The following is a 19,687-nucleotide window of genomic DNA, read 5'->3' on the forward strand; positions in this document are numbered from 1 at the left end:
GCTATAGGACGACTACTTAGTGTATCTTCCGGTGGGGCCCGGCCTTCCGCGCAGCCGACGCTGCGGCGGGGTGCAGAAGACGATCTGAGAGGCAGCGCATTGAGGCAGAGCGGTACTGTCGCCGCGCCCCACGACACCTTGGTCGACGCGGTACGCGCCCATGCCGGAGCGGGCGTGGACAAGACCGTGGGGGCGGCGGAAGACGTCCGGCTCACGTATCCGGAGCTGTGGGCCGGGGCGACGGCCTGCGCCGCGCGACTGCGCGGTGCGGGGGTCGAACCGGGCACCCGTGTCGTCGTGGAGACGGGCACCTCGACCGCCGTGCTCTGCGCGGCGCTGGGGGTGCTGGCGGCCGGTGCCGTGCTGGTGCCCGTGGCCGCCACCTCGAGTGTGCGGCCCGACTCGGCGGACAACCGGCGGGTGACCGGCATCGTCCGCGCCAGCGGGGCCGGCTGCTACCTCACCTGCGGGGACGCCGTCGCCCGTGCGGACCTGCTGGCAACCGCCGGTCTGCACCTGACCGTTCTGCCCGTCGAGGACGTGGCCGCCGAGGGCGTGGCCGGGGCGGGAGAGCCGCACCCGCTGCCGCCGGTGCTGCCGGAGCAGGCGGCCCTGCTGCAGTTCAGCTCCGGGAGCCTGGCCGCCCCCAAGGGCATCCTGCTCAGCCACCGCAACCTCGTGGTGAACGTGTGGGCGTTCCTGCGGCGCATCGGACTCGTCGCGGGCCGGGGCGTGACCTGGCTGCCGCTCTCCCACGACATGGGGCTCATCGGCAGCTTCCTGGGCTGCCTGTACGGCGGTTCGGCCTTCCACGCCCTGGCGCCCGGCGCGTTCGTGCGCGACCCGCTGCGCTGGGTGGAGGCGATGTCCTCCTTCGGCGCGACCCACTCCAGCGGCCCCCCGTTCGCCCTCGACCTGACGATCCGGCGGGCCGAGCGCGACCCGGCCCGGCTCGCGGGGCTCGACCTGTCCGCCCTGCAGGCGCTCGTCGTCGGCTCCGAACGCATCGCGCCGCGGCTGTGCGACCGGTTCGAGGCCGTGTTCGCGCCGTACGGCCTGCGCCGCCACACGCTCCTTCCCGGCTACGGCCTGGCCGAGAACTGCCTGGCGGTGACCCTGCGCCGGCCGCTGACCCCCTCCGCCGTCCTCGCGGCCGACCCGGAGCGGCTCGAAGCCGGCCGGCTCACCGAGGCGCCGGATGCCGCGTCCGGGCAGACGCCGGCGAGGCCGCTCATCGGCCATGGCGTGCCGCTGGAGGGCACCGAGGTCCGGATCGTCACGGCCGACGGCGTCCCCGCGCCGCCCGGAGCGGTCGGGGAGATCCGCATCGGCGGCGAGTCGGCCTGCGAGTGGATCGTCGGCTCCGACGGGCGCCAGGTCCCCGCCCGCGGGCCGGACGGGCTGGTGCCCACCGGGGACCTCGGCGCCTTCGTCGACGGCGAGTTGTACGTCGTGGGCCGGATCAAAGAGGTCATCAAGCACGCGGGCCGCACGATCGCACCCGCCGACGTCGAGCAGACCGCCCTCGCCGCCGAACCCGCGCTCCTGGGCGCCGCCGCGGCCGTGGCCGTCGCCCGGCGTGAGACCGCCGACGACCTGGTGCTCTTCCTCGAGGTCCTGCGCACCACCGGCGAGGAGGAGCAGGCCCGGCTCGCGGACACCGTCCGGCTCGCCGTCCTGCGGGACTTCGGCCTGCCGGTGCAGGAGATCTACGTGGGGCGGCGCGGCGCCCTGCCCAGGACCACCAGCGGCAAGGTGCGGCGGCTGCACCTGGCCGAGGAACTGCGCACGGACCGGCTCGGCCGGTGCTGGAACCGGACCGTCCAGCTCGCGGCCGCGTCCCGATGACCCGCACACACCGAACGAGGAGAGCGACGTGACGGAAACCCTCTCAGGCGTGGGGAACGACGTGCGCGAGACGGTCAAGGCGCTGCTCGCCGCCCGGCTGCGGCTGACGCCGCAGAGCCTGGACGAGGAGGCGACGCTGGAACGCGTCGGCCTGGACTCGCTGTTGCTGTCGGAGACGCTGGCCGCCGTCGAGGAGGAGTTCGACGTCGCCCTGGACATCGTGTCCCTGGCCGAGCACCTGTACCCGACCCTGCCCGTGGGCCCCCTGCTGGACGCGCTCGCCGAGTCGGTGACGGCGGCGGCGTGAACGCGGTGCCCGCCCCCCTTCCCGCGACACGGCCCACCCCCCGAGGACGGCTCTGATGGACTTCTCCCCGGCAGTGAACGGCGCGCTCGACACCGTCGACACCTGGCGCCGGCAAGGCTGCTACCCCCTCTTCCCCGTCGTCGCCGAGGCCTGCGACACCACGGCCCGCATCCGCTCCGCCGACGGTGACGAGCAGCCGGTCACCGTCTTCGCCTCGGCCGACTACCTCGCGCTCTCCCGGCTGGACCAGGTCAGGCACGCGGCGGTCGAGGCGGTCGAGCGCTTCGGCACCGGCGCCTACGGCACCCAGGCGGTCGGCGGTTTCACCACGCTGCACCAGCAGCTCGAGGCGACCGTCGCGGACTACTTCGGCAAGCCGGCGGCGCTGCTCTTCCCGACCGGCATGCAGGCCAACGTGGGAGCACTGGCCACGCTGGCCCGGCCCGGGGACACCGTGCTGACCGACCACCTCAACCACGGCTCCATCACCCTGGGCATCCGGCTGTCCGGAGCCCACATGGCGCCGTTCCGCCACAACGACGTCCAGCATCTGCACGAGTTGCTGCGCCGCAGCACCGGACCCGGCAGACGGATCGTCGTGGTCGACGGGCTCTTCAGCGCCGACGGGGACCTGGCCGCGCTGGCCGAGATCGCGGACGTGGCGGAGGCGTACGACGCCGTGCTCGTGGTCGACGAGGCCCACAGCGCCGGACCGCTCGGCCCCCGCGGACGGGGCGCCGCCGAACAGCTCGGTGTGCTGGACCGCGTCGACGTGATCACCGGGACGTTCAGCAAGGCCTTCGCCTCCACGGGCGGCTTCGTCTGCGCCGGCGCGCGCGTGGTGGACGCGCTGCGGCACACGGCGGTCGCCTACCTGCTCTCCCTCGGGCTGCCGCCCGCCGCCGTCGGGGCGTCCCTCGCCGCCTTCCAGGTGCTGGAGAAGGAAGGGCCCCGGCGGCGCGAGCGTCTGGCGCGCACCGCCCGGTCGCTGCGCGAGCGCCTGCGCACGGCGGGCGTGGACATCGCCGGGTCGGCCGCCCACGTGGTGGTGGTCCCGGTCGGCTCGGTCGACCGCACCGCCCGGGTCACCCGCCGGCTGCGGGACCAGGGGCTGCTCGTCGGCCCGCTGTTCCCGCCCGCGGTGCCCATCGGCGGTGCCCGGCTCCGCCTCGGCGTCACCGCCGCGCACACCGAGGAGGAACTGGAGCGCGCCGCGCTCCTGGTCTCCCGGGCCCTGGCCGAGGAACCCCAGTGACGTGCGGGCCCGCGGCGGACGTCCCGCCCCGCGCACGAGGCAGGGCCCACCGCGGCCCTGAAGGAGGGGTACGGAAGTGACGACGAAGCCGGCCGGGACCGTCTCGCCCGGTGACGAGCACAGGGCCAGGCGCTGGGCCTGGGTGGTGGTGCTGGTCGCCTGTCTGCTCGGCGGCCTGTCCGCCGTGGCCTCGCAAGGGCTCACCGGACGGCTGTCCCAGGGCGGCTGGACCCTGGAGTCGGCCGAGTCCAGCCGCGCCGAGACCACGCTGGCCACCCGGTTCGGTGTCGTCGGGCCCCAGCTGATCGTCCGCGCGGACGCCCCCGGGCCGCTCGACGCACGGCGGACGGCCGCGGCCGGGCGCGAGGTGTGCCGCCGGCTGGAGGCCGATCCGCGGGTGGACCAGGTGACCTGCGCCTGGCCGGCCCGGGACCCGAAGCTGCGCGGCACCGACGGCCGGTCCGCCGTGGTGCTGGTGCACCTGCGCGGCGACGAGCAGACCGTCCGCACGGCGGCTCGGGACGTGCAGGACCGCTTCCCGGAGCGGGTGGGCCCGCTGCGGGTGTCCATGTCGGGCAAGGCCCTGGTCCTGTCGGAGACCGAGAGGCTGAGCGAGCGGAGCCTGCACCGGGCGGAGCTCATGGCCGTACCGCTCGTCCTGCTGATCCTGCTGTGGGTCCTGGGCAGTCTGCCGGCGGCGCTGCTGCCGGTGGCCGTGGGCGCGCTGGCGGCCGGTGTCAGCATGGTCTTCCTGCGGCTGCTCGCCGAGCACGTCACCGTGTCCGCGTTCGCCCTCAACATCACCACGATCCTGGGCTTCGGACTCGCGGTCGACTACTGCCTGCTGCTGGTGCGGCGCCACCGGGAGGAGACGGCCTCGGGACGCCGCACCCGCGAGGCGCTCACGGTGATGCTGCGCACCTCCGGGCGCGCCGTCGTCTACTCCGCGGCGACCCTCACCGTCTGCCTGTGCTCCATGCTGCTGTTCCCGCAGCCGCTGCTGAAGTCCGTGGCCTACGGCGGCATCGCCGTCGTGTGCGCCTCGGCGGCGGCGTCCCTCACCGTGCTGCCCGCCCTCCTGCTGCTGCTGGGCCGGCACATCGACCGCTTCGACCTCTTCGCACGGCTGCGCCGCCCGGTGCCCGACGTGACCCGCGGCAGGTGGTTCCGGCTGGCCCGGAGCACCATGCGGCACCCGGTCGCGGCCACCACCGGCCTGCTCGCCGTGCTCCTGCTGCTGGCGGCGCCCGTCACGGACGTACGGCTGGGCATGTACGACGAGCGCATCCTGCCGCCGTCGACGCGACTCGCCCAGGTCACCAGGGAACTGCGCGCCGACTTCGACCCCACGGTGATGGACCGGGCGCAGGTCGTCCTGCCCCGCTTCGGCACCGGAGGGCGGGCGGACAGCGCCCTCGACGCGTACGCCGAGCGGCTCTCCCGGGTGCCGGACGTACGCCGGGTGGACGCCGCGACCGGCACCTACCGCGAGGGGCGGCGCACCGCCGCGCCCGGCCGGGCCGCCGCCGCGTACACCGGCGCCGGCGGGACCTGGCTGGCGGTCGTGCCGGAGCGCGGACTCAATCCGTCGTCCCCCGAGGGCAGCGACCAGGCGCGTGCCCTGCGGGCGGTGCCCGCGCCGGCGCCCGCGCTGGTCGGCGGCCCGGGCGCGGCCCTCGCCGACCTGGAGGACGCCCTGACCGCCCGGCTTCCCTTCGCCCTCGGCATCATCTGCGCGGCGACGCTGCTCCTGCTGACCCTGTTCAGCAGGAGCGTCCTGATCCCCCTGAAGGCGCTGCTGCTGAACGTCCTCACGCTGGGCGCCGCGTCCGGTGTCGTGGTGCTGGTGTTCCAGGACGGCCACTTCCTGAGCCTGCTGGGCGACGCCTCGGCCACCGGGGTCACCGACGTGGTCGTCCCCAGCCTGATGTTCTGCCTGGCGTTCGGGCTGTCCCTGGACTACGAGGTGTTCCTGCTCTCCCGCATCGTCGAGGAGCACCGCCGCGGGCACCCGACGCCGATGGCCGTGGCGCTGGGACTGCAGCACACGGGCCGCCTGTTCACCTCGGCCGCGCTGGTCTTCGTGACCGTCGCGGTGTCCCTGGCGCTGTCCTCGCTGCTGCTGCTCAAGGTCTTCGGCGTCGGGCTCGCGCTCGCCGTCCTGCTGGACTGCACCGTGGTCCGCGCGCTGCTGGTGCCCGCCCTCATGAAGCTCTTCGGCGACGCCAACTGGTGGTTCCCGGCACTGCCGGGGTGGGCGCGTGCCCGGCCGCGTCCCGGGGCCGTACCTCAGTCCGCCGGTTCCGCCGAGGAGTTGCAGCCCACGGGCCCGCCCGGGAGGTGAGCCCGGCCGGCGGCGGGGTCCGCCGATCCTGCCGTCCCCGATCCCGTACCTCGGGGTACGGGATTGAATGGCCCCATGGCCTCCCTACGCGACCAGTCCCTGACCGGCCCCCACGCGGAGCTCCGCGGCCACGGCCTGGCCCTGCGTCCCTGGGACGCGGGATCGGGCACCGACATCGACACCTGGCTGCGCGGGATGCGGGACCCGGAGTTCCGCCGCTGGAACACCCCGTTGCGGCTGGTGTCGGACCGGAGGAGTGCCCGCGAGTCCCTGCTGGCGCGGGCGCAGAGCGCCATGGAGGGCACCTCGGTCTCCTTCCGTGTCGGGGACGCGCACACCGGCGAGGCCCTGGGGCACATCGGGATCAACGAGATCAAGTACCACCTGAAGGCCGCCCGCGTCGGCTACTGGGTGCTTCCCGAGGCCCGCGGCCGGGGCGTCGCCACCCGGGCCCTGCTGCTCGCCGCCGACTGGGCCTTCGGGGAACTGGGGCTGCACCGCCTGGAGTTGGATCACGCGGTCGGTCACCAAGTCTCGTGCCGGATAGCGGAGCGGTGCGGGTTCGCCCACGAGGGCACCCTGCGCGGGGCGATCTTCCAGGAGGGCCGGCACGACGCGTTCCGGGACGCCCACCTCCACGCCCGGCTGGCCACGGACCCGGCCCCGGCGGCCCCTTGAACACCCCGGGTGACCGGGATCACACGCCCCGGCCGCTCAGTCCCCGCCGCCCCGCCGGTCCTACGCGGTGACCACAGAGAAGGGACCAGCCGAGATGACCGCACCCGTGAAGGGCCCCGCGAGCTACTTCCCCTCCATCGAGAAGAAGTACGGCCGGCCGATCGCCGACTGGCAGGAACTCGTCCGCTCCTCCCCGCTGACCCGGCACATGGAGCTGGTCGCCTGGCTCAAGACCGAGCACGGCCTGGGCCACGGCCACGCCAACGCGCTCGTCGCCCACACCCTCGCCGAGGACAGCGGCACGTGAGCTGACGGACGGGCGAAAAACCAGGAGGGTCCCGAGGCCGGCCGGCGGCACCATGAGGCATGGACACCGACCCGGGCACCTGGCACCTCACCCGCGACCTCGACGGCTTCCTGCACAGGGCCGGGGACTTCCTGCGCTCCCGGCCGGCCCTGCACACCGTCCCGCTGACCGTCACGGAGACGCTGCGCAGACGGGGCCGCGGGTGTACGGCGACGGCGAGCCGGAGTTCGGGGCGCTGGAGCGGGACGGGACGGTCCGGGCGGCCTTCTTCCGCACGCCACCGCACTGGTTGAACCTGACCGCCCTCACCCCCGGGGAGGCCGACGTCCTCGCCGCGCGGCTGGCCGCCCTCGGCACGCCCCTGCCCGGTGTGAGCGCCGACCGGGACACCGCCGCCGCGTTCGTGCGGGCCTGGCGGCGGCACACGGGCGTCCCGGCCGTCCTGCGGCAGCGGCAGCGGCTCTACCGGCTGGGCACACCGACCGCGCCCGGGCCCGTACCGCCCGGCGGGCCCCGGATCGCCGGCGAGGCCGACCGCGCGCTCCTCGTGCGCTGGCACGACGAGTTCGCCGAGGCCGTGGGAGCGGGCACGGTCCGGGACGCCGCCGAGTGGGCCGACGCCCGGATCCAAAGCGGCGGCATCACCCTGTGGGAGACCCCCGACGGCACCCCGGTCGCCATGGCGGGCACCAGTCCGAGGGTCGCGGGCCAGGTGCGCGTCGCCCCGGTCTACACCCCGGCGCCCCTGCGCGGCCGCGGCTACGCGGGCGCCGTGACGGCCGAGGTCGCCCGCGCCGCCCGCGCCGCCGGGCCGGACGAGGTGCTGCTCTTCACGGACCTGGCCAACCCGACCAGCAACGGCCTGTACCGGCGGATCGGGTTCCGGCCGGTCGCGGACTTCGCGGTGTACGACTTCGTGGTGCACGGCTCCGGGCTGCGTGACTCCGCGCTGCACGGCTCCGGGCTGCACGGCTCCGGGCTGCACGGCTCCGGGCGGGGCGGCGAGGCGTGAGGCGGCGCGGCGCAGCGGCCGGCGGCGGGCCGGGCGGGGACCGCGCCGCCGGTGCCCGGGAGCGCAGTGTCGGTGCCCCGGACCCGACCGGCGGTCAGGGCCAGAGCAGCTCCCGGGTCCATCCCCCCTCCGCACGCCGGTAGCGCAGCCGGACGTGCCGTCGCCGCTCGTCGCCCTGGAAGAACTCGGCCTCCTCGGCCCGCAGCCGGTACAGCGTCCAGGAGGGCACCGGTGCCTGCGGCTCCCGCGCGGCCCGTTCCCACGCCGACTCCGAGGCCCGGTTCAGCTCCTCCAGGCAGCCGAGGACCTCGCTCTGGCGGCCGGTCAGGGCGGCGGCCAGGGCACCGGTCGAGCGGGCGTGCAGATCGCCCTGGGACTCCTCGGACGGCGCGACAGACACCGGGCCGCGGACGCGGACCTGGCGGCCCAGCACCGGCCAGTAGAAGCCGAGCGCGGCATACGGGCGGCCGTCGAGGTGGCGGCCCTTGCGGCTGCCGGCGTGGGACGCGAAGGACCAGCCCTCGTCGTCCGCGCCGTGCAGCATCACGATCCGTACGTCGGGCAGGCCCGAGGCGTCCGAGGTGGCCAGGGACATGGTGTGCGGCTCGGACTGCCCGGCCGCCACCGCCTGCGCGAACCACTCGGTGAACAGGGCCAGCGGGGCCGCGGGGGCGGTGGCCGGGTCGAAGGGCCGCAACTGCGTGGTCCGCGGGTCCCAGACCCGCTGCGACCTCAGCAGCGCGTGAAGATCGGTTGCCATGCCCCGATTGTCACCGCTGCGGCGGTCGCGGGGGGCTCACACCTGCCCCAGGTCCGAGGAGACCCACCGCTCCGGCCGCATCCGCAGCACCAGCTGCTCCCCGTGGTTCTTCCAGGCGAAGTCCACGTAGCCGTCGACCTTCTCGGCCGGCAGGTAGCGTGCCGAGATCTCCCGGAGCTGTTCGAGGGTCGCGGGGGCCGTGTCGACCACGGGTCCCTCGACGGACACGTACCGGATGGTGGGCTCGACCCGGTCCACCATGAGGGAGAACCGGCCCGCCGCACCGATCAGCTCGTTCTTCCGGGAGTCGCGCCCGGTCATGATCCAGATGTCGCCGCCGGGCTCGTACTGGTACCAGATCGGCACGGTGAGCGGGGCGCGGCCCGCCCCCGCGTCGACCGCGAGCGCCGCGATGTGCGGCTCGGCCAGGAACTGTTCACGTTCTTCGCGGGTCAGGGCCACCACGGTCTCCTTCGGCGAAACGGTCACTGCCCGGTCCAACGCCGGGACGCGCCGGACGTGTTCCTCCCAGGCCGCCGACGGCCGCGGCAACGACCCGTCGCCGCGCCGCACCCGCCGGTCCCCGCACAACACGACAGGCGGTGGTCCACCGGAGTGAACCACCGCCTGCCAGACAGGACTTGGGTAAGGAGAGGCCGCCGGGACCGGCTACTTCGTCGGCTTCCTCCCCGTGACGCCCAGGTACACCAACAGTGCGAGGTTTGGCCTCAGTTCGGCCTGCTTCACGCCCCAGGAGGAGAAGCCCTTCTGGTGCGAGGCGACGGCGGCGAGCATCGCCACCAGCGAGCCCGCGACGGCCGCCGGATTCACGTCCTTGTCGACCCGGCCCTTGGCCTGGAGCTCGGCGACGGCGTCCGCGAGGGAGTTGTTGACCGAGTTGAGGATCTTCATGCGGAGCTTGTAGAAGCGCTTGTCGCCCTCGGCGGCGCCGAGATCCACGACCCGGAGGATCGCGTCGTTCTTGCGCCAGAACTCCAGGAAGCCGTCGACGAGTTCCTGCGCCGTCTGCCAGCCGGCCTTGCCGGCCCAGGAGCGGCCCTCCAGGAGTTCGGTCAACGACGCGCCCTCGGTCGCCATTTGCTCGGCGACCTCCAGGACGGCGCCCTCGACGTCCGGGAAGTACTGGTAGAAGGTCGCGGGCGAAGTGCCCGCCTTCCGGGCGACATCGATGACTTTGACGTCCCGGTACGGGGAGGAGCTGAGCATCTCGCTGAGGCAGTCGAGCAGCTTCTGCCGGGTCGCCTGCCCACGCCGACCGGCCACGCGGCCGTCGACGGTACGCACTTGTCCTGTCATGACGTCAGCTTACCGAGGCGTGATCGGGGCGCGATTCGGCCGACTGCAAATGGGGTGCCCGGGAGTGCGGAGGCGGGTGTGCCTGGTCTGCGGGTTGCGGCGGTCGCGGTTACGTTGGCGGCATGGCCGAAAACAGGGCATCGGTGTACGCGGAGGGCGTCCCCTGCTGGGTGGACGCGCAGCTTCCCGACGTCGAGGCGGGCAAGCGCTTCTACGGCGAACTCTTCGGATGGACCTTCGAGGACTGGTCCGGACCCTTCACGCGGGCGCTGAAGGACGGGGAACCGGTGGCCGCGCTGGTCCGCAAGACGGACGGCCGGCTGCCCACCGTCTGGACGGTGTACTTCGCCACCCCGGACGCCCGGGCCCTGGTCCGGCGGATCCAGGCGGCCGGCGGGCAGGTCGTGCAGTCGCCGGTGCCGGCCGCCGAGCTGGGCGTCACCGCGCTGGTCACCGACCCGGAGGGGGCCGTCTTCGCCCTGTGGCAGCCGCGGGAGCACCCCGGTTTCGGCAGGCGGCACGAGCCGGGCACCTTCGCCTGGGCCGAGCTGTACGCCCGGGACACCGAGACGGCCAACAGCTTCTACGGGGAGCTCTTCCACGAAGCCCTGTTCGGGCCGGAGGCCGACCCCGACGTCGGCCGCGCCCCCGTCTCCGACGTCTTCCCGGCACAGATGCCGCCCCACTTCCTCGTCCACTTCGCCGTCGAGGACGTCCCGGCCGCCCTGGAGGACGTGACCCGGCTCGGCGGACGGGTCCAGGCCCCGCCGTTCGAGACCTCCTACGGCACCGTGGCCGTCGTCACGGACGACCAGGGGGCGTCCTTCGCGCTGCTGCGCCGCTGAGCGGCCACCCACTGGTCATGTTTCGTCCCCGTATGGACGGAGACACCCCAATGGTCACCGGGTTCGCCACCACGGCTTTGGCCAGGAAGAATCGGGGTGCGTGCCGCCATGGCGGTGCGGTGGTGAGACGCTGCACGGGGTCGCGTGGAAGATGTGGCTTGGCGCGGCTCGTACGGGGAGGTGGCAGGCAGAGTGGTGGATCAGCTGACGCAGCACGATCCGCGGCGGATCGGGCCGTTCGAGGTGCTGGGACGGCTGGGTGCCGGCGGCATGGGGCTGGTCTATCTCGCGCGCTCGGCGTCCGGCCGGCGCGTGGCGATCAAGACCGTCCGGACGGAGCTGGCCGAGGATCAGCTGTTCCGGGTCCGCTTCACGCGTGAGGTGGAGGCGGCCCGCGCCGTCTCCGGCTTCTACACGGCCGCCGTCGTGGACGCCGATCCGCGCGCCGCCGTGCCCTGGCTGGCCACCGCGTACGTCCCCGCGCCCTCCCTGGAAGAGATAGTGAACGACTGTGGGCCGCTGCCGGCCCAGGCGGTGCGCTGGCTCGCGGCGGGTGTGGCGGAGGCGCTCCAGTCGATCCACGGGGCGGGCCTGGTGCACCGGGACCTGAAACCCTCGAACGTCCTGGTCGTCGAGGACGGCCCGCGGGTGATCGACTTCGGTATCGCGTCCGGCGTTTCGAACACGCGTTTGACGATGACGAACGTGGCCGTCGGCACGCCCGCCTACATGTCCCCCGAGCAGGCCAAGGACTCCCGCAGCGTCACGGGCGCGAGCGACGTCTTCTCGCTCGGCTCCATGCTCGTCTTCGCCGCCACCGGGCACCCGCCCTTCCACGGCGCCAACCCGGTCGAGACCGTCTTCATGCTGCTGCGCGAGGGCCCGGACCTCGAAGGCCTCCCGGACGAACTGCGCCCGCTCATCGAGTCGTGCATGCAGATGGACCCCACGGCCCGCCCCAACCCGGCCGACCTCCAGGCGCAGCTGGCCCCGCACCTCTTCGGCTCCGGCTCCGACGACAGCGGCACGGCCTCCGCGTGGCTGCCCGAGCGGGCGGTGGGCCTGATCGAGTCCCGCCGCAACGGCCGCCCGGCCGCCAAGCCCGCCGCGGGCTCCGGCCGCAGCGGCGGCGGCCGGCCCGCCCCCGGCCCGGCGCCGATCCCGCCGCCGCCCTCGCACGACCCCGTCGTCCCGGCGCCCGCGCCGGTGCCCGCCCCGGTCGGCGGACCCGACACCGGCCCCGTGCGGCTGGCCGGCGCCCAGGTGCCCATCGGCCCGGGCCCGCGCGTCGCCGACGTCCGCGCCGCCGCGGTCAAGGCGCCCCCTCCCGAGGCCGCCCTCGCCGCCTCCTGGTCCAAGCCCCGCCCGGGCGTCAACGGCGCCGACCCCGCCGTCGCCGCGCCCGTGGCCCCCGCCGCCCCGCCCGAGCAGCCCGGCGGCTGGCGCCCCTGGCGCTTCCGCATGTCCAACGACGTCTGGGGCACCCCCTCGGTCGCCGGCGACCTCGTCTACGTCACCTCCTTCGAGGTGCACGCCCTCGACGTCGCCACCGGCCGGCGCCGCTTCAAGACCCGGGACGTCGCCTGGTCCATGGCGGTCTCGGACGGCCGCATCCACGCCTCCGACGGCCCCACGCTGTTCGCCCTGGACGCCCGCGAGGGCGGCGATCTGTGGCGCCTGCAGACCGACGCCTGGGTCTACGCGCTCAAGGCCGACCGGGGCACCGTCGTCACCGGCACCCGGGGCGGCGGCGTCCAGGGCTGGGAGGCCTCCAGCGGCCAGAAGCTGTGGGAGGTCACCGGCTGCCAGACCGACTTCGAGTCCCCGGAGGCCGGGCCCGCCCTGCACGACGGCACGGTCTACGTGTGGCAGGACGCCCGGCTGCGCGCCCTCGACGCCCGCACCGGCGACGAGCGCTGGTCCTACCCCATCGGCGACGCGGCCTCCTGCGGCGGCGTCCCGGTCCGGATCGTCCAGGCGCCCGACGGGTACGTCTACGTCTGCGCCGGCACCCGCGTGCTCGCCCTGGACGTGGCCGCCGGGCACGTGCGCTGGCACTTCGAGGCCCCGGCCGTCTTCCTCTCCCCGCCCACCTTCGTGCCGGGCCCGGCCGTCACCGGCGGCGGCATCTACCTCGCCGACTACCTCGGCACGGTCTACGCCCTCGACGCCACCGACGGCCGCGACCGCTGGCGCATCGCCACCGAGGCCCGCGCCTCCGTCGAGCCGGTCCTGGTCGCCGCCGGCCACGTCCACGTGGGCAGCGGCAAGGGCCTCTACACGCTGGACGCGGTCACCGGCACGCCCAAGTGGCGCTTCCAGGCGGGCGGCGACATCGTCGGCGCCCCCTCGGTCGCCGAGGGCCGCATCCACTTCGGCTCCACGGACCACCTGCTGTACACCCTGAAGGCCGACGACGGCCGGCTGCGCTGGAAGCTCGCCACCGGCGGCGAGATCACCGGCTCCCCGGTCGTCCGGGACGGGGTGGTGTACGCGTGCAGCAAGGACCGCTGCGTGTACGCGCTGGACGCGGAGAAGGGCACGGGCACGGCGCGCACCGCCTGACGCGTCCGGGACGGCCGTCGCACCGGCGCACGGAAGGGGTTCCGGACGGCGGCCGTCGTTCGGGGGAGCGGCCCGGTCGCCGCTCTCACCGCAGACGCTACGCCGGGTACGCACCGGTCGCCACGCGGTGACGTCGACCACTGCGAGAACGACCGCCAGGCGCTCGCCGACGACTGACGCGCGTCAGTCCCGCACGGGGGCGGGATCAGCAAGCCCAGCGGATGGCAGGGTCACCGGCTGACCGGCAGGGCCGGGGTTCCGGTCACCGACATCATCAGGGAGTGGAGCGTGGTGTCGGCGGCGATGAACAGGCGGTTGCGCCGGGCACCGCCGAAGCGGACGTTGGCGACCGTGCCGGGCACCAGGATCCGGCCGAGGAGGGTGCCGTCGGGGTCGTGGCACTGCACGCCCCCGTCCATGGCGGCCGCCCACACCCGGCCCCGGTCGTCGCACCGGATGTTGTCGAACGTGCCGCCCGCGCACGTGGCGAAGACGCGGTCGCCGCCGAGGGCGCCGTCCCTCGCGGACGTCGAAGACGCGGATGTGGTTGGCGAGGCTGCCGGACACGTACAGCCGGCGCTCGTCGGGCGAGAAGACCAGCCCGTTGGGCCCCTGGAACCCGTCGGCGGCCAGGTGCACCTGCCCGTTGCCCGGGTCCACCCGGTACACGTTCCGGGCGCCGATCTCGCTCTGCGCGCGGTGCCCCTCGTAGTCGCTGGCGATCCCGAACTCGGGGTCGGAGAACCAGAGCGAGCCGTCGGACTTCACCACGGCGTCGTTCGGGCTGTTGAGCCGCTTCCCGCGGAACCGCTCGGCGAGCACGGTCACGGAACCGTCGTGCTCGGTCCGGGTCACCCGCCGCGCCCCCTGCCCGCAGGTGATCAACCGGCCCTGCCCGTCCAGGGTGTTGCCGTTGGGGAACCCGGCCGGCGACCGGAACACCCCGACGGCGCCGGTGGTCTCGTCCCAGCGCAGCAGCCGGTCGTTGGGGATGTCGCTCCACACGAGGTAGCGCCCGGCGGGCACGTACACGGGCCCCTCGGCCCACCGGCAGCCCTCGAACAGCGTCTCCAGCGTCGAGTCCCCGGCCTGGCACCGGCCGGTGCGGAACCGCTCGTCGAGCGTCTCGTACGTCTGCGGTTGCTCGCCGGGCATGGGGCCGCCTCCGGGAAAGGGCCGACCGTGATCGCTCCGGACCCACCGTCGCGCGCCCGGGGCACCGGCGCACGCCACCGGCCCGGCCCCCGGCCCGGTGGCGCGCACGCCTCGGCCGCGACGGCTCCCCCTCCGCGCCGCCGCGGCCGAACCCCGCGTGGTGGTGGCTTACTTCGTCGGCTTGAACGGCTCCGACGTGGCGTGCAGGTCCTTCGTCTCCAGCGGCTCGGCGGTGGCGTGCAGGTCCTCGGTCTTCGCGACGCCCTCACCCGTGGCGTGCAGGTCCTCCGTGGAGGCCTCGCCGTCCGTCGTGCCGGTCGCGTGCAGGTCCTGCGGCTTGAGCTCGTCACCCATGATCGTCAACTCTCCTTGGCATGGATCGGGCAGTGCGGTCGGCGGGCCCGCCCGGTCACTCCCCCGAGTCCGACCGGACGGGCCCTGTGCGGCGACCCGTCTGCCCCCCGACGCGACGGATCGACTACGTCCAGCATGGCGGGGGGCGATAAACGAATGATGAACGCCCCGAACACGCCCCGAACGGTGCTCAGGCCGCCCGCACCGGAGTCAGCAGCGCGCGCACCTCGGCGGCCTCGGGGGAACTCAGCTCCTCGTAGATGACGGCCGCCTCCTGCCAGCACACCTGGGCCCGGCCGGTCTGCCCTATGCCGCTGAGCGCGCGGCCCAGCACGGTCAGGACGTTGCCCCGGCGCCACTCCCCGCCGATCCCGCGCAGCACGGTGAGGGCCATCTCGGCGTTGGCGGCGGCCTGTGCCGGACGCCGGGCGGCGAGGTCCACCTCGGCCAGCCGGAACAGGCTCATCCCCTCCCACAGGCGCTGCCTGCTGTCGCGGAAGACCTCCAGCGCCTCCTGGAGGCGCCCGGCCGCGTCGCCCAGCTCGCCGCTCTGGGTGAGGGCGAGACCGAGGGCGTAGCGGGCGTTCGCCCCGCGCAGGGAGTTGCCCATGCCGTCGTAGATGTCGATGCCCTCCTGGGCCAGCGCCACCGCGCTCTGGGTGCGGCCGGTCGCCAGGTGGATCCGGGACAGGTTGCACAGTGCGGCGGCCTCGCCGGGGCGGTCGCCCAGGGCCCGGAAGTGCTCGATGGCCCGGGACAGGTGCTCCTCGCCGTCCTCGTGGCGGTTCTGGTACAGCGCGATGATGCCGCGGGCGTTGCGCGCCCAGCAGACCGGCAGCAGGTCGTCGGCCTCCTGGGCGAGCAGGATGGCCCGCTCGGCCTCCTGGTCGGCCCGCTCGAAGCGGCCGCCGACGTGGTGGACGTTGACGAGGGTCGTCAGCGCCCGCGCCTCCCCCCGCCCGAGGCCGTGCAGCCGGGCCGCCTCCAGCAGGGCCTCGGCGGTCGCCTCGTACTCGCGGGCGTTGGCCCCCGACTCGGAGAGGTCGTGCGCGGCCCACAGCAGGTCGATGGCCCGGGGCAGGGTGTCCGGCTGGGCCGCGCACCGGCGTACGCACGCCAGCAGGCAGATGGCCTCCGCGTACAGCCAGTCCTGCGCCGCGTGCCGGCTGCCGAACCGCAGGCCCGGGTACTGCGTGGGCGCCAGGTGGTCCACCAGCCGGTCCCCGGGCCGTTCGATCGCGTACACGCCGGCCGCCGACGCCAGGTAGAAGTCCAGCAGGCGGGAGACGGCCGCCGTCCGCTCGCCCGGCGGCTGTTCGTCGCGTTCCGCGCACGCACGCGCGTAGAGCCGGACCAGGTCGTGGAAGCGGTAGCGGCCGGGGGCCGCCGACTCCAGCAGGGAGGTGTCGACGAGGGACTCCAGCAGGTCCTCCGTCTCCTCGGCGGGCAGGTCCAGCACGGCTGCCGCCGCCGCGAGGGAGATGTCCGGGCCGTCGGCGAGGCCAAGAAGGCGGAAGGCGCGGGCCTGGGCGGGCTCCAGCTGGCCGTAGCCCAGCTCGAAGGTGGCCTTGACCGCGAGGTCGCCGGCCTGGAGCTCGTCCAGGCGGCGGCGTTCGTCGGCGAGCTTCGCCGCGAGGACGGAGACCGTCCAGGTGCGGCGGGCCGCCAGGCGGGACGCCGCGATGCGGATCGCCAGCGGCAGGAAACCGCAGGCCGCCACCACGTCCAGGGCGGCCTCGCGCTCGGACGCCACCCGCTCCTCGCCGACGATCCTGGTGAACAGTGCCAGCGCCTCGTCCGGGGACATCACGTCCAGGTCGACCAGGTGGGCGCCCGCCAGGTCCACCATGCGCACCCGGGAGGTGACCAGGGCGGCGCAGCCGTCCGTGCCGGGCAGCAGGGGGCGGACCTGGGCGGCGTCGCGGGCGTTGTCCAGCAGGACCAGGACGCGGCGGCCCGCCAGCATCGAGCGGTACAGCGCCGCGCGCTCCTCCAGGGAGTCGGGGATCGCCGAGTCGACGGTGCCGAGCGCGCGCAGGAAGGAGCCCAGCACCGTCTCCGGCTCGGCGGCCCGGGCGCCGGCGCCCTGGAGGTCGACGTAGAGCTGCCCGTCCGGGAACGCCGCGCGCGCCTGGTGCGCCACGTGCACGGCGAGGGTCGTCTTGCCGACGCCGCCGATGCCCGCCAGGGCCGACACCGCCATGACACGGCCCTCGGCGGCGGCCAGCAGCCCGCCGAGTTCCCGCACGAAGGCGGAGCGGCCGGTGAAGTCCGGCACGGTCGCGGGCAGTTGTGCCGGGCGGACCGGGGCCGAGGCGGGTTCGGGGGCCGGGGAGGAGGGCTCCGCCAGGCCCGGGTCGGCCTGGAGGATGCGCTGCTGCAGCTCGCTCAGGCCCGGGCGCGGGTCCACGCCCAGTTCGTCGGCGAGCAGCCGCCGGGTGTCGGCGTAGACCGCCAGGGCCTCGGCCTGCCGGCCGCTGCGGTACAGCGCCAGCATCAGCAGCTCGCGCAGCCGTTCGCGCAGCGGGTGTGCGGCGGTGAGCGCGGTGAGTTCGGAGACGGCCTCGGCGTGGCAGCCCTGCTCCAGGTCCATGTCCAGCCGGGATTCCAGGAGTTGCAGCCGCCACTCCTCCAGGCGGACGCGCTGGGCCTCCGCGTACGGGCCGGGGACGCCGGCCAGGGTCTCGCCGTCCCACAGGGCGAGGGCGCGCCGCAGCACGTCGCGGGCGTGGCAGAGGTCGCCGGCCGTCCTGGCCTTCTCCGCCTCGGTGGCCAGGTCCTGGGCGACGGCCAGGTCCAGGGCGCCGTCGGCGAGGTCCCGCACCGCGTACCCGCCGGACTCGCTGACCAGGACACCCGGGTCCAGCACCTTGCGCAGCCGGGAGGCGTACGTCCGGACCGCCGCCAGGGCCTGCGAGGGCGGTTCCTCACCCCACAGGGCGTCGATCAGCTCGGCGGCCGTGGCCGTACGGCCCTCGCGCAGCAACAGGGCGGCGAGCAGGGCGCGTTGCTGGGGGGAGCCCGTGGTGATCGGCTCGGCGCCGCGCCAGGCGCGCACGGGTCCGAGCACGCTGAAGCGCAGCGCCGCGGACGGCGCCGCCTCGGTCGGCCCCGCCGGCTCCACCGGCCCCGGTGACTCCGGTGCGGAGCCGGGACGCCGCTGCTCCGGTACGCGCGGTACACCGGCCGGTACACCGTCCATGCAGTCCCCCTAGACATCCTGAGCAACCCCGCCAGTTTGCCTTGTGCGAGCGGATACGTCAGCCGTGGGAGACACCGATCACAGGGCGGCGCACGGGAGTCCACGAGGTCTGCACAGTCTCTCCGCAGGGGTCCCCGGCCGGAGCGGCCCGATCAGGCCGCCGCGTCCGGAATCCGCCCCTGACCACGGAGTTGACGATCCGGCAGATCGCTGCTGCGGTGAACCGCATGGACAGCCACGCGAGCACGTTCCCGCTGATCATCTCCGTGGACGACCACACCGTGGAGCCCGCGCACGTCCGGAGGGGTGGTGCGGCCCCGACGCGCACGGGCGGCTCGTCCCCCTGCCGATCGTCGAGCTGTGGGACGCCGGGCCGGCCGCCGCCGGGGTCCGCCGCAACGCCGCAGGGCTGACCCTCAGCCGGTCAGGTCCACCCGCACCGTCAGCAGATCCGTCCCGAACGCCCGCACCCCCAGGCTGTTGATCCGGGGCAGCCGGCGCAGCCGTGCCACCGGGTGGTCGTCCGGCAGCAGACGGGCCGTCCCCTCGTGCCACCGGCCCCGGATGCGCACCCGCACCCGCGGGTCGGCCTTGATGTTGCGGACGTACTGGGACCGTTCGCCGAACTCCGACACCAGCCAGAAGGAGTCGCCGACGCGGCGGCCGCCCACCGGGGTGCGGCGGGGCAGCCCGGAGACGCGGCCCCGGGTCTCCAGGACCGTCTGCAGCGGCAGGCGCCGCAGGAGCGGGTTGACGCGGCGCTGGAAGGCCGTGGTGGCGCGGAACCTCAGATCGGTGCGGTGGGACATGGCGGACGACTCCTTCACACACGGTTCTCATCGTTTCCGCGGGGCACCCTGCTTCCATGATGATCCCCTGACGCGGCGGGACGGGAGCGGGTGGCCGGCGGTGCGCATAGTGACCTGGAACCTCTGGTGGCGCTTCGGGCCGTGGCAGGCCCGGCAGAAGGCCGTCCTGACGGCCCTGCGGGAGCTGGATCCGGACGTCGTCGGGCTGCAGGAGGTGTGGGCCGCCGGCGGGGAGAACCTCGCCGAGTGGCTGGCGGGCGAACTGGGCCTGCACTGCGCCTGGGCGGCCTCGCCCGCCCCGGAGCGCTGGCGGGCCCGGCTCGGGGACCCCACGGTCGACATAGGCAACGCCGTGCTCAGCCGGTGGCCGGTCGTCGACCGGGACGCGCTGCCGCTGCCCGCCCCGGCCGACATGGACGACGGCCGGCTGGCCCTCTACGCGCGCATCGCCGCTCCCGGTCACGAGGTGCCCTTCTTCACCGCGCACTTCACCTCCGCGGTGCACGCCTCGGCGGTCCGCCGCAGCCAGGCCGCCGCGCTCGCCGAGTTCGTCGCACGGCACCGCGGCGGCACCGCCTTCCCGCCCGTCGTCACCGGCGACCTCAACGCCTGGCCCGACTCCGACGAGGTCCGCCTCCTCGGCGGCTACAGGACCGCCCCGGCCGTGCCCGGCCAGGTCCTCCTCGACGCCTGGGAGTACGCCGACCCGGCCGCTCCCGCCGCCACCTGGGACGCCGCGAACCCGTACGTGGCGGCGACCCACGAGCCCAGCGTGCGCATCGACTACATCCACGTGGGCCCGCCCGGCCCCGGCGGCCTGGGCCGGGTACGGGCCGTGCGGCGGGCCTGCGACGGCCCGGTGGACGGGGTGTGGCCCTCCGACCACGCGGCGGTGGTGGCCGACCTGGCCGGCCGCGAGGACACCTGAC

The 19,687-nt window shown here is 74.8% G+C and carries 15 protein-coding genes and 2 pseudogenes; 10 read left to right on the top strand and 7 right to left on the bottom strand.

What is annotated here, in order from left to right; translation table 11 throughout:
• Positions 1-174 precede the first annotated feature (174 nt).
• From ACPXCS_RS13320 to ACPXCS_RS13350, 7 genes and pseudogenes are all read left to right on the top strand, one after another.
• Entirely contained in the window at positions 175-1,848 is a 1,674-nt protein-coding gene (locus ACPXCS_RS13320) for an AMP-binding protein (RefSeq protein ID WP_425947014.1), read from the top strand.
• 28 nt (positions 1,849-1,876) lie between these two features.
• Positions 1,877-2,155 carry an acyl carrier protein gene (locus ACPXCS_RS13325; protein ID WP_425947012.1) on the top strand — a complete coding sequence of 93 codons (279 nt, stop codon included), beginning with the start codon at positions 1,877-1,879 and terminating at the stop codon, positions 2,153-2,155.
• A gap of 55 nt (positions 2,156-2,210) precedes the next feature.
• Positions 2,211-3,410 (top strand): aminotransferase class I/II-fold pyridoxal phosphate-dependent enzyme, encoded by a 1,200-nt coding sequence (locus tag ACPXCS_RS13330; protein ID WP_425947010.1) that lies wholly within the window; start codon positions 2,211-2,213, stop codon positions 3,408-3,410.
• Positions 3,411-3,486: 76 nt separating this feature from the next.
• Positions 3,487-5,754, top strand: a complete 2,268-nt coding sequence (locus ACPXCS_RS13335) for an MMPL family transporter (RefSeq protein ID WP_425947008.1) — start codon at positions 3,487-3,489, stop codon at positions 5,752-5,754.
• A gap of 75 nt (positions 5,755-5,829) precedes the next feature.
• Complete coding sequence (locus ACPXCS_RS13340; protein ID WP_425947007.1) at positions 5,830-6,432, top strand: GNAT family N-acetyltransferase; 603 nt, start codon at positions 5,830-5,832, stop codon at positions 6,430-6,432.
• Between the two features lie 94 nt (positions 6,433-6,526).
• Complete coding sequence (locus tag ACPXCS_RS13345; RefSeq protein WP_425947006.1) at positions 6,527-6,739, top strand: DUF4287 domain-containing protein; 213 nt, start codon at positions 6,527-6,529, stop codon at positions 6,737-6,739.
• 59 nt (positions 6,740-6,798) lie between these two features.
• A pseudogene (locus ACPXCS_RS13350) lies at positions 6,799-7,751 on the top strand (GNAT family N-acetyltransferase).
• Positions 7,752-7,845: 94 nt separating this feature from the next.
• Here the strand turns inward: ACPXCS_RS13350 and ACPXCS_RS13355 are convergent.
• From ACPXCS_RS13355 to ACPXCS_RS13365, 3 genes are all read right to left on the bottom strand, one after another.
• The gene (locus tag ACPXCS_RS13355) at positions 7,846-8,511 is read right to left on the bottom strand and encodes a pyridoxine/pyridoxamine 5'-phosphate oxidase (protein ID WP_425947005.1); all 666 of its coding nucleotides are present in this window, start codon (positions 8,509-8,511) and stop codon (positions 7,846-7,848) included.
• A 36-nt stretch (positions 8,512-8,547) separates the two neighbouring features.
• Complete coding sequence (locus ACPXCS_RS13360; protein WP_402611912.1) at positions 8,548-8,973, bottom strand: pyridoxamine 5'-phosphate oxidase family protein; 426 nt, start codon at positions 8,971-8,973, stop codon at positions 8,548-8,550.
• A gap of 207 nt (positions 8,974-9,180) precedes the next feature.
• The gene (locus tag ACPXCS_RS13365; protein ID WP_425947110.1) at positions 9,181-9,816 is read right to left on the bottom strand and encodes a TetR family transcriptional regulator; all 636 of its coding nucleotides are present in this window, start codon (positions 9,814-9,816) and stop codon (positions 9,181-9,183) included.
• 134 nt (positions 9,817-9,950) lie between these two features.
• Here ACPXCS_RS13365 and ACPXCS_RS13370 point away from each other — a divergent pair, with 134 nt between their 5' ends.
• Positions 9,951-10,673, top strand: a complete 723-nt coding sequence (locus ACPXCS_RS13370) for a VOC family protein (RefSeq protein ID WP_425947003.1) — start codon at positions 9,951-9,953, stop codon at positions 10,671-10,673.
• Positions 10,674-10,865: 192 nt separating this feature from the next.
• Positions 10,866-13,238 carry a PQQ-binding-like beta-propeller repeat protein gene (locus ACPXCS_RS13375; RefSeq protein ID WP_425947002.1) on the top strand — a complete coding sequence of 791 codons (2,373 nt, stop codon included), beginning with the start codon at positions 10,866-10,868 and terminating at the stop codon, positions 13,236-13,238.
• A gap of 230 nt (positions 13,239-13,468) precedes the next feature.
• Here ACPXCS_RS13375 and ACPXCS_RS13380 read toward each other — a convergent pair.
• The 4 genes and pseudogenes from ACPXCS_RS13380 to ACPXCS_RS13395 all read right to left on the bottom strand — a co-directional run bounded on the left by ACPXCS_RS13380 (position 13,469) and on the right by ACPXCS_RS13395 (position 18,758).
• Positions 13,469-14,393: pseudogene (locus ACPXCS_RS13380) on the bottom strand (SMP-30/gluconolactonase/LRE family protein).
• A 168-nt stretch (positions 14,394-14,561) separates the two neighbouring features.
• Positions 14,562-14,747, bottom strand: a complete 186-nt coding sequence (locus ACPXCS_RS13385) for a hypothetical protein (protein ID WP_425947000.1) — start codon at positions 14,745-14,747, stop codon at positions 14,562-14,564.
• 190 nt (positions 14,748-14,937) lie between these two features.
• Positions 14,938-17,949 (bottom strand): BTAD domain-containing putative transcriptional regulator, encoded by a 3,012-nt coding sequence (locus ACPXCS_RS13390; protein WP_425946998.1) that lies wholly within the window; start codon positions 17,947-17,949, stop codon positions 14,938-14,940.
• A 416-nt stretch (positions 17,950-18,365) separates the two neighbouring features.
• Complete coding sequence (locus tag ACPXCS_RS13395) at positions 18,366-18,758, bottom strand: nitroreductase/quinone reductase family protein (RefSeq protein ID WP_425946996.1); 393 nt, start codon at positions 18,756-18,758, stop codon at positions 18,366-18,368.
• Positions 18,759-18,858: 100 nt separating this feature from the next.
• Here ACPXCS_RS13395 and ACPXCS_RS13400 point away from each other — a divergent pair, with 100 nt between their 5' ends.
• Positions 18,859-19,686 (top strand): endonuclease/exonuclease/phosphatase family protein, encoded by an 828-nt coding sequence (locus ACPXCS_RS13400; RefSeq protein WP_425946994.1) that lies wholly within the window; start codon positions 18,859-18,861, stop codon positions 19,684-19,686.
• Position 19,687: the final 1 nt, after the last annotated feature.

It is taken from the genome of Streptomyces sp. DT190 (genome assembly GCF_049846985.1).
In the GTDB taxonomy this organism is placed as follows: domain Bacteria; phylum Actinomycetota; class Actinomycetes; order Streptomycetales; family Streptomycetaceae; genus Streptomyces.

Bases quoted from the DNA above. Each gene is read 5' to 3' on its own strand.
- ACPXCS_RS13330 (WP_425947010.1), top strand. From the start codon at position 2,211: ATGGACTTCTCCCCGGCAGTGAACGGCGCGCTCGACACCGTCGACACC.
- ACPXCS_RS13340 (WP_425947007.1), top strand. From the start codon at position 5,830: ATGGCCTCCCTACGCGACCAGTCCCTGACCGGCCCCCACGCGGAGCTC.
- ACPXCS_RS13345 (WP_425947006.1), top strand. From the start codon at position 6,527: ATGACCGCACCCGTGAAGGGCCCCGCGAGCTACTTCCCCTCCATCGAG.
- ACPXCS_RS13355 (WP_425947005.1), bottom strand. From the start codon at position 8,511: ATGGCAACCGATCTTCACGCGCTGCTGAGGTCGCAGCGGGTCTGGGAC.
- ACPXCS_RS13370 (WP_425947003.1), top strand. From the start codon at position 9,951: ATGGCCGAAAACAGGGCATCGGTGTACGCGGAGGGCGTCCCCTGCTGG.
- ACPXCS_RS13385 (WP_425947000.1), bottom strand. From the start codon at position 14,747: ATGGGTGACGAGCTCAAGCCGCAGGACCTGCACGCGACCGGCACGACG.
- ACPXCS_RS13390 (WP_425946998.1), bottom strand. From the start codon at position 17,949: ATGGACGGTGTACCGGCCGGTGTACCGCGCGTACCGGAGCAGCGGCGT.
- ACPXCS_RS13395 (WP_425946996.1), bottom strand. From the start codon at position 18,758: ATGTCCCACCGCACCGATCTGAGGTTCCGCGCCACCACGGCCTTCCAG.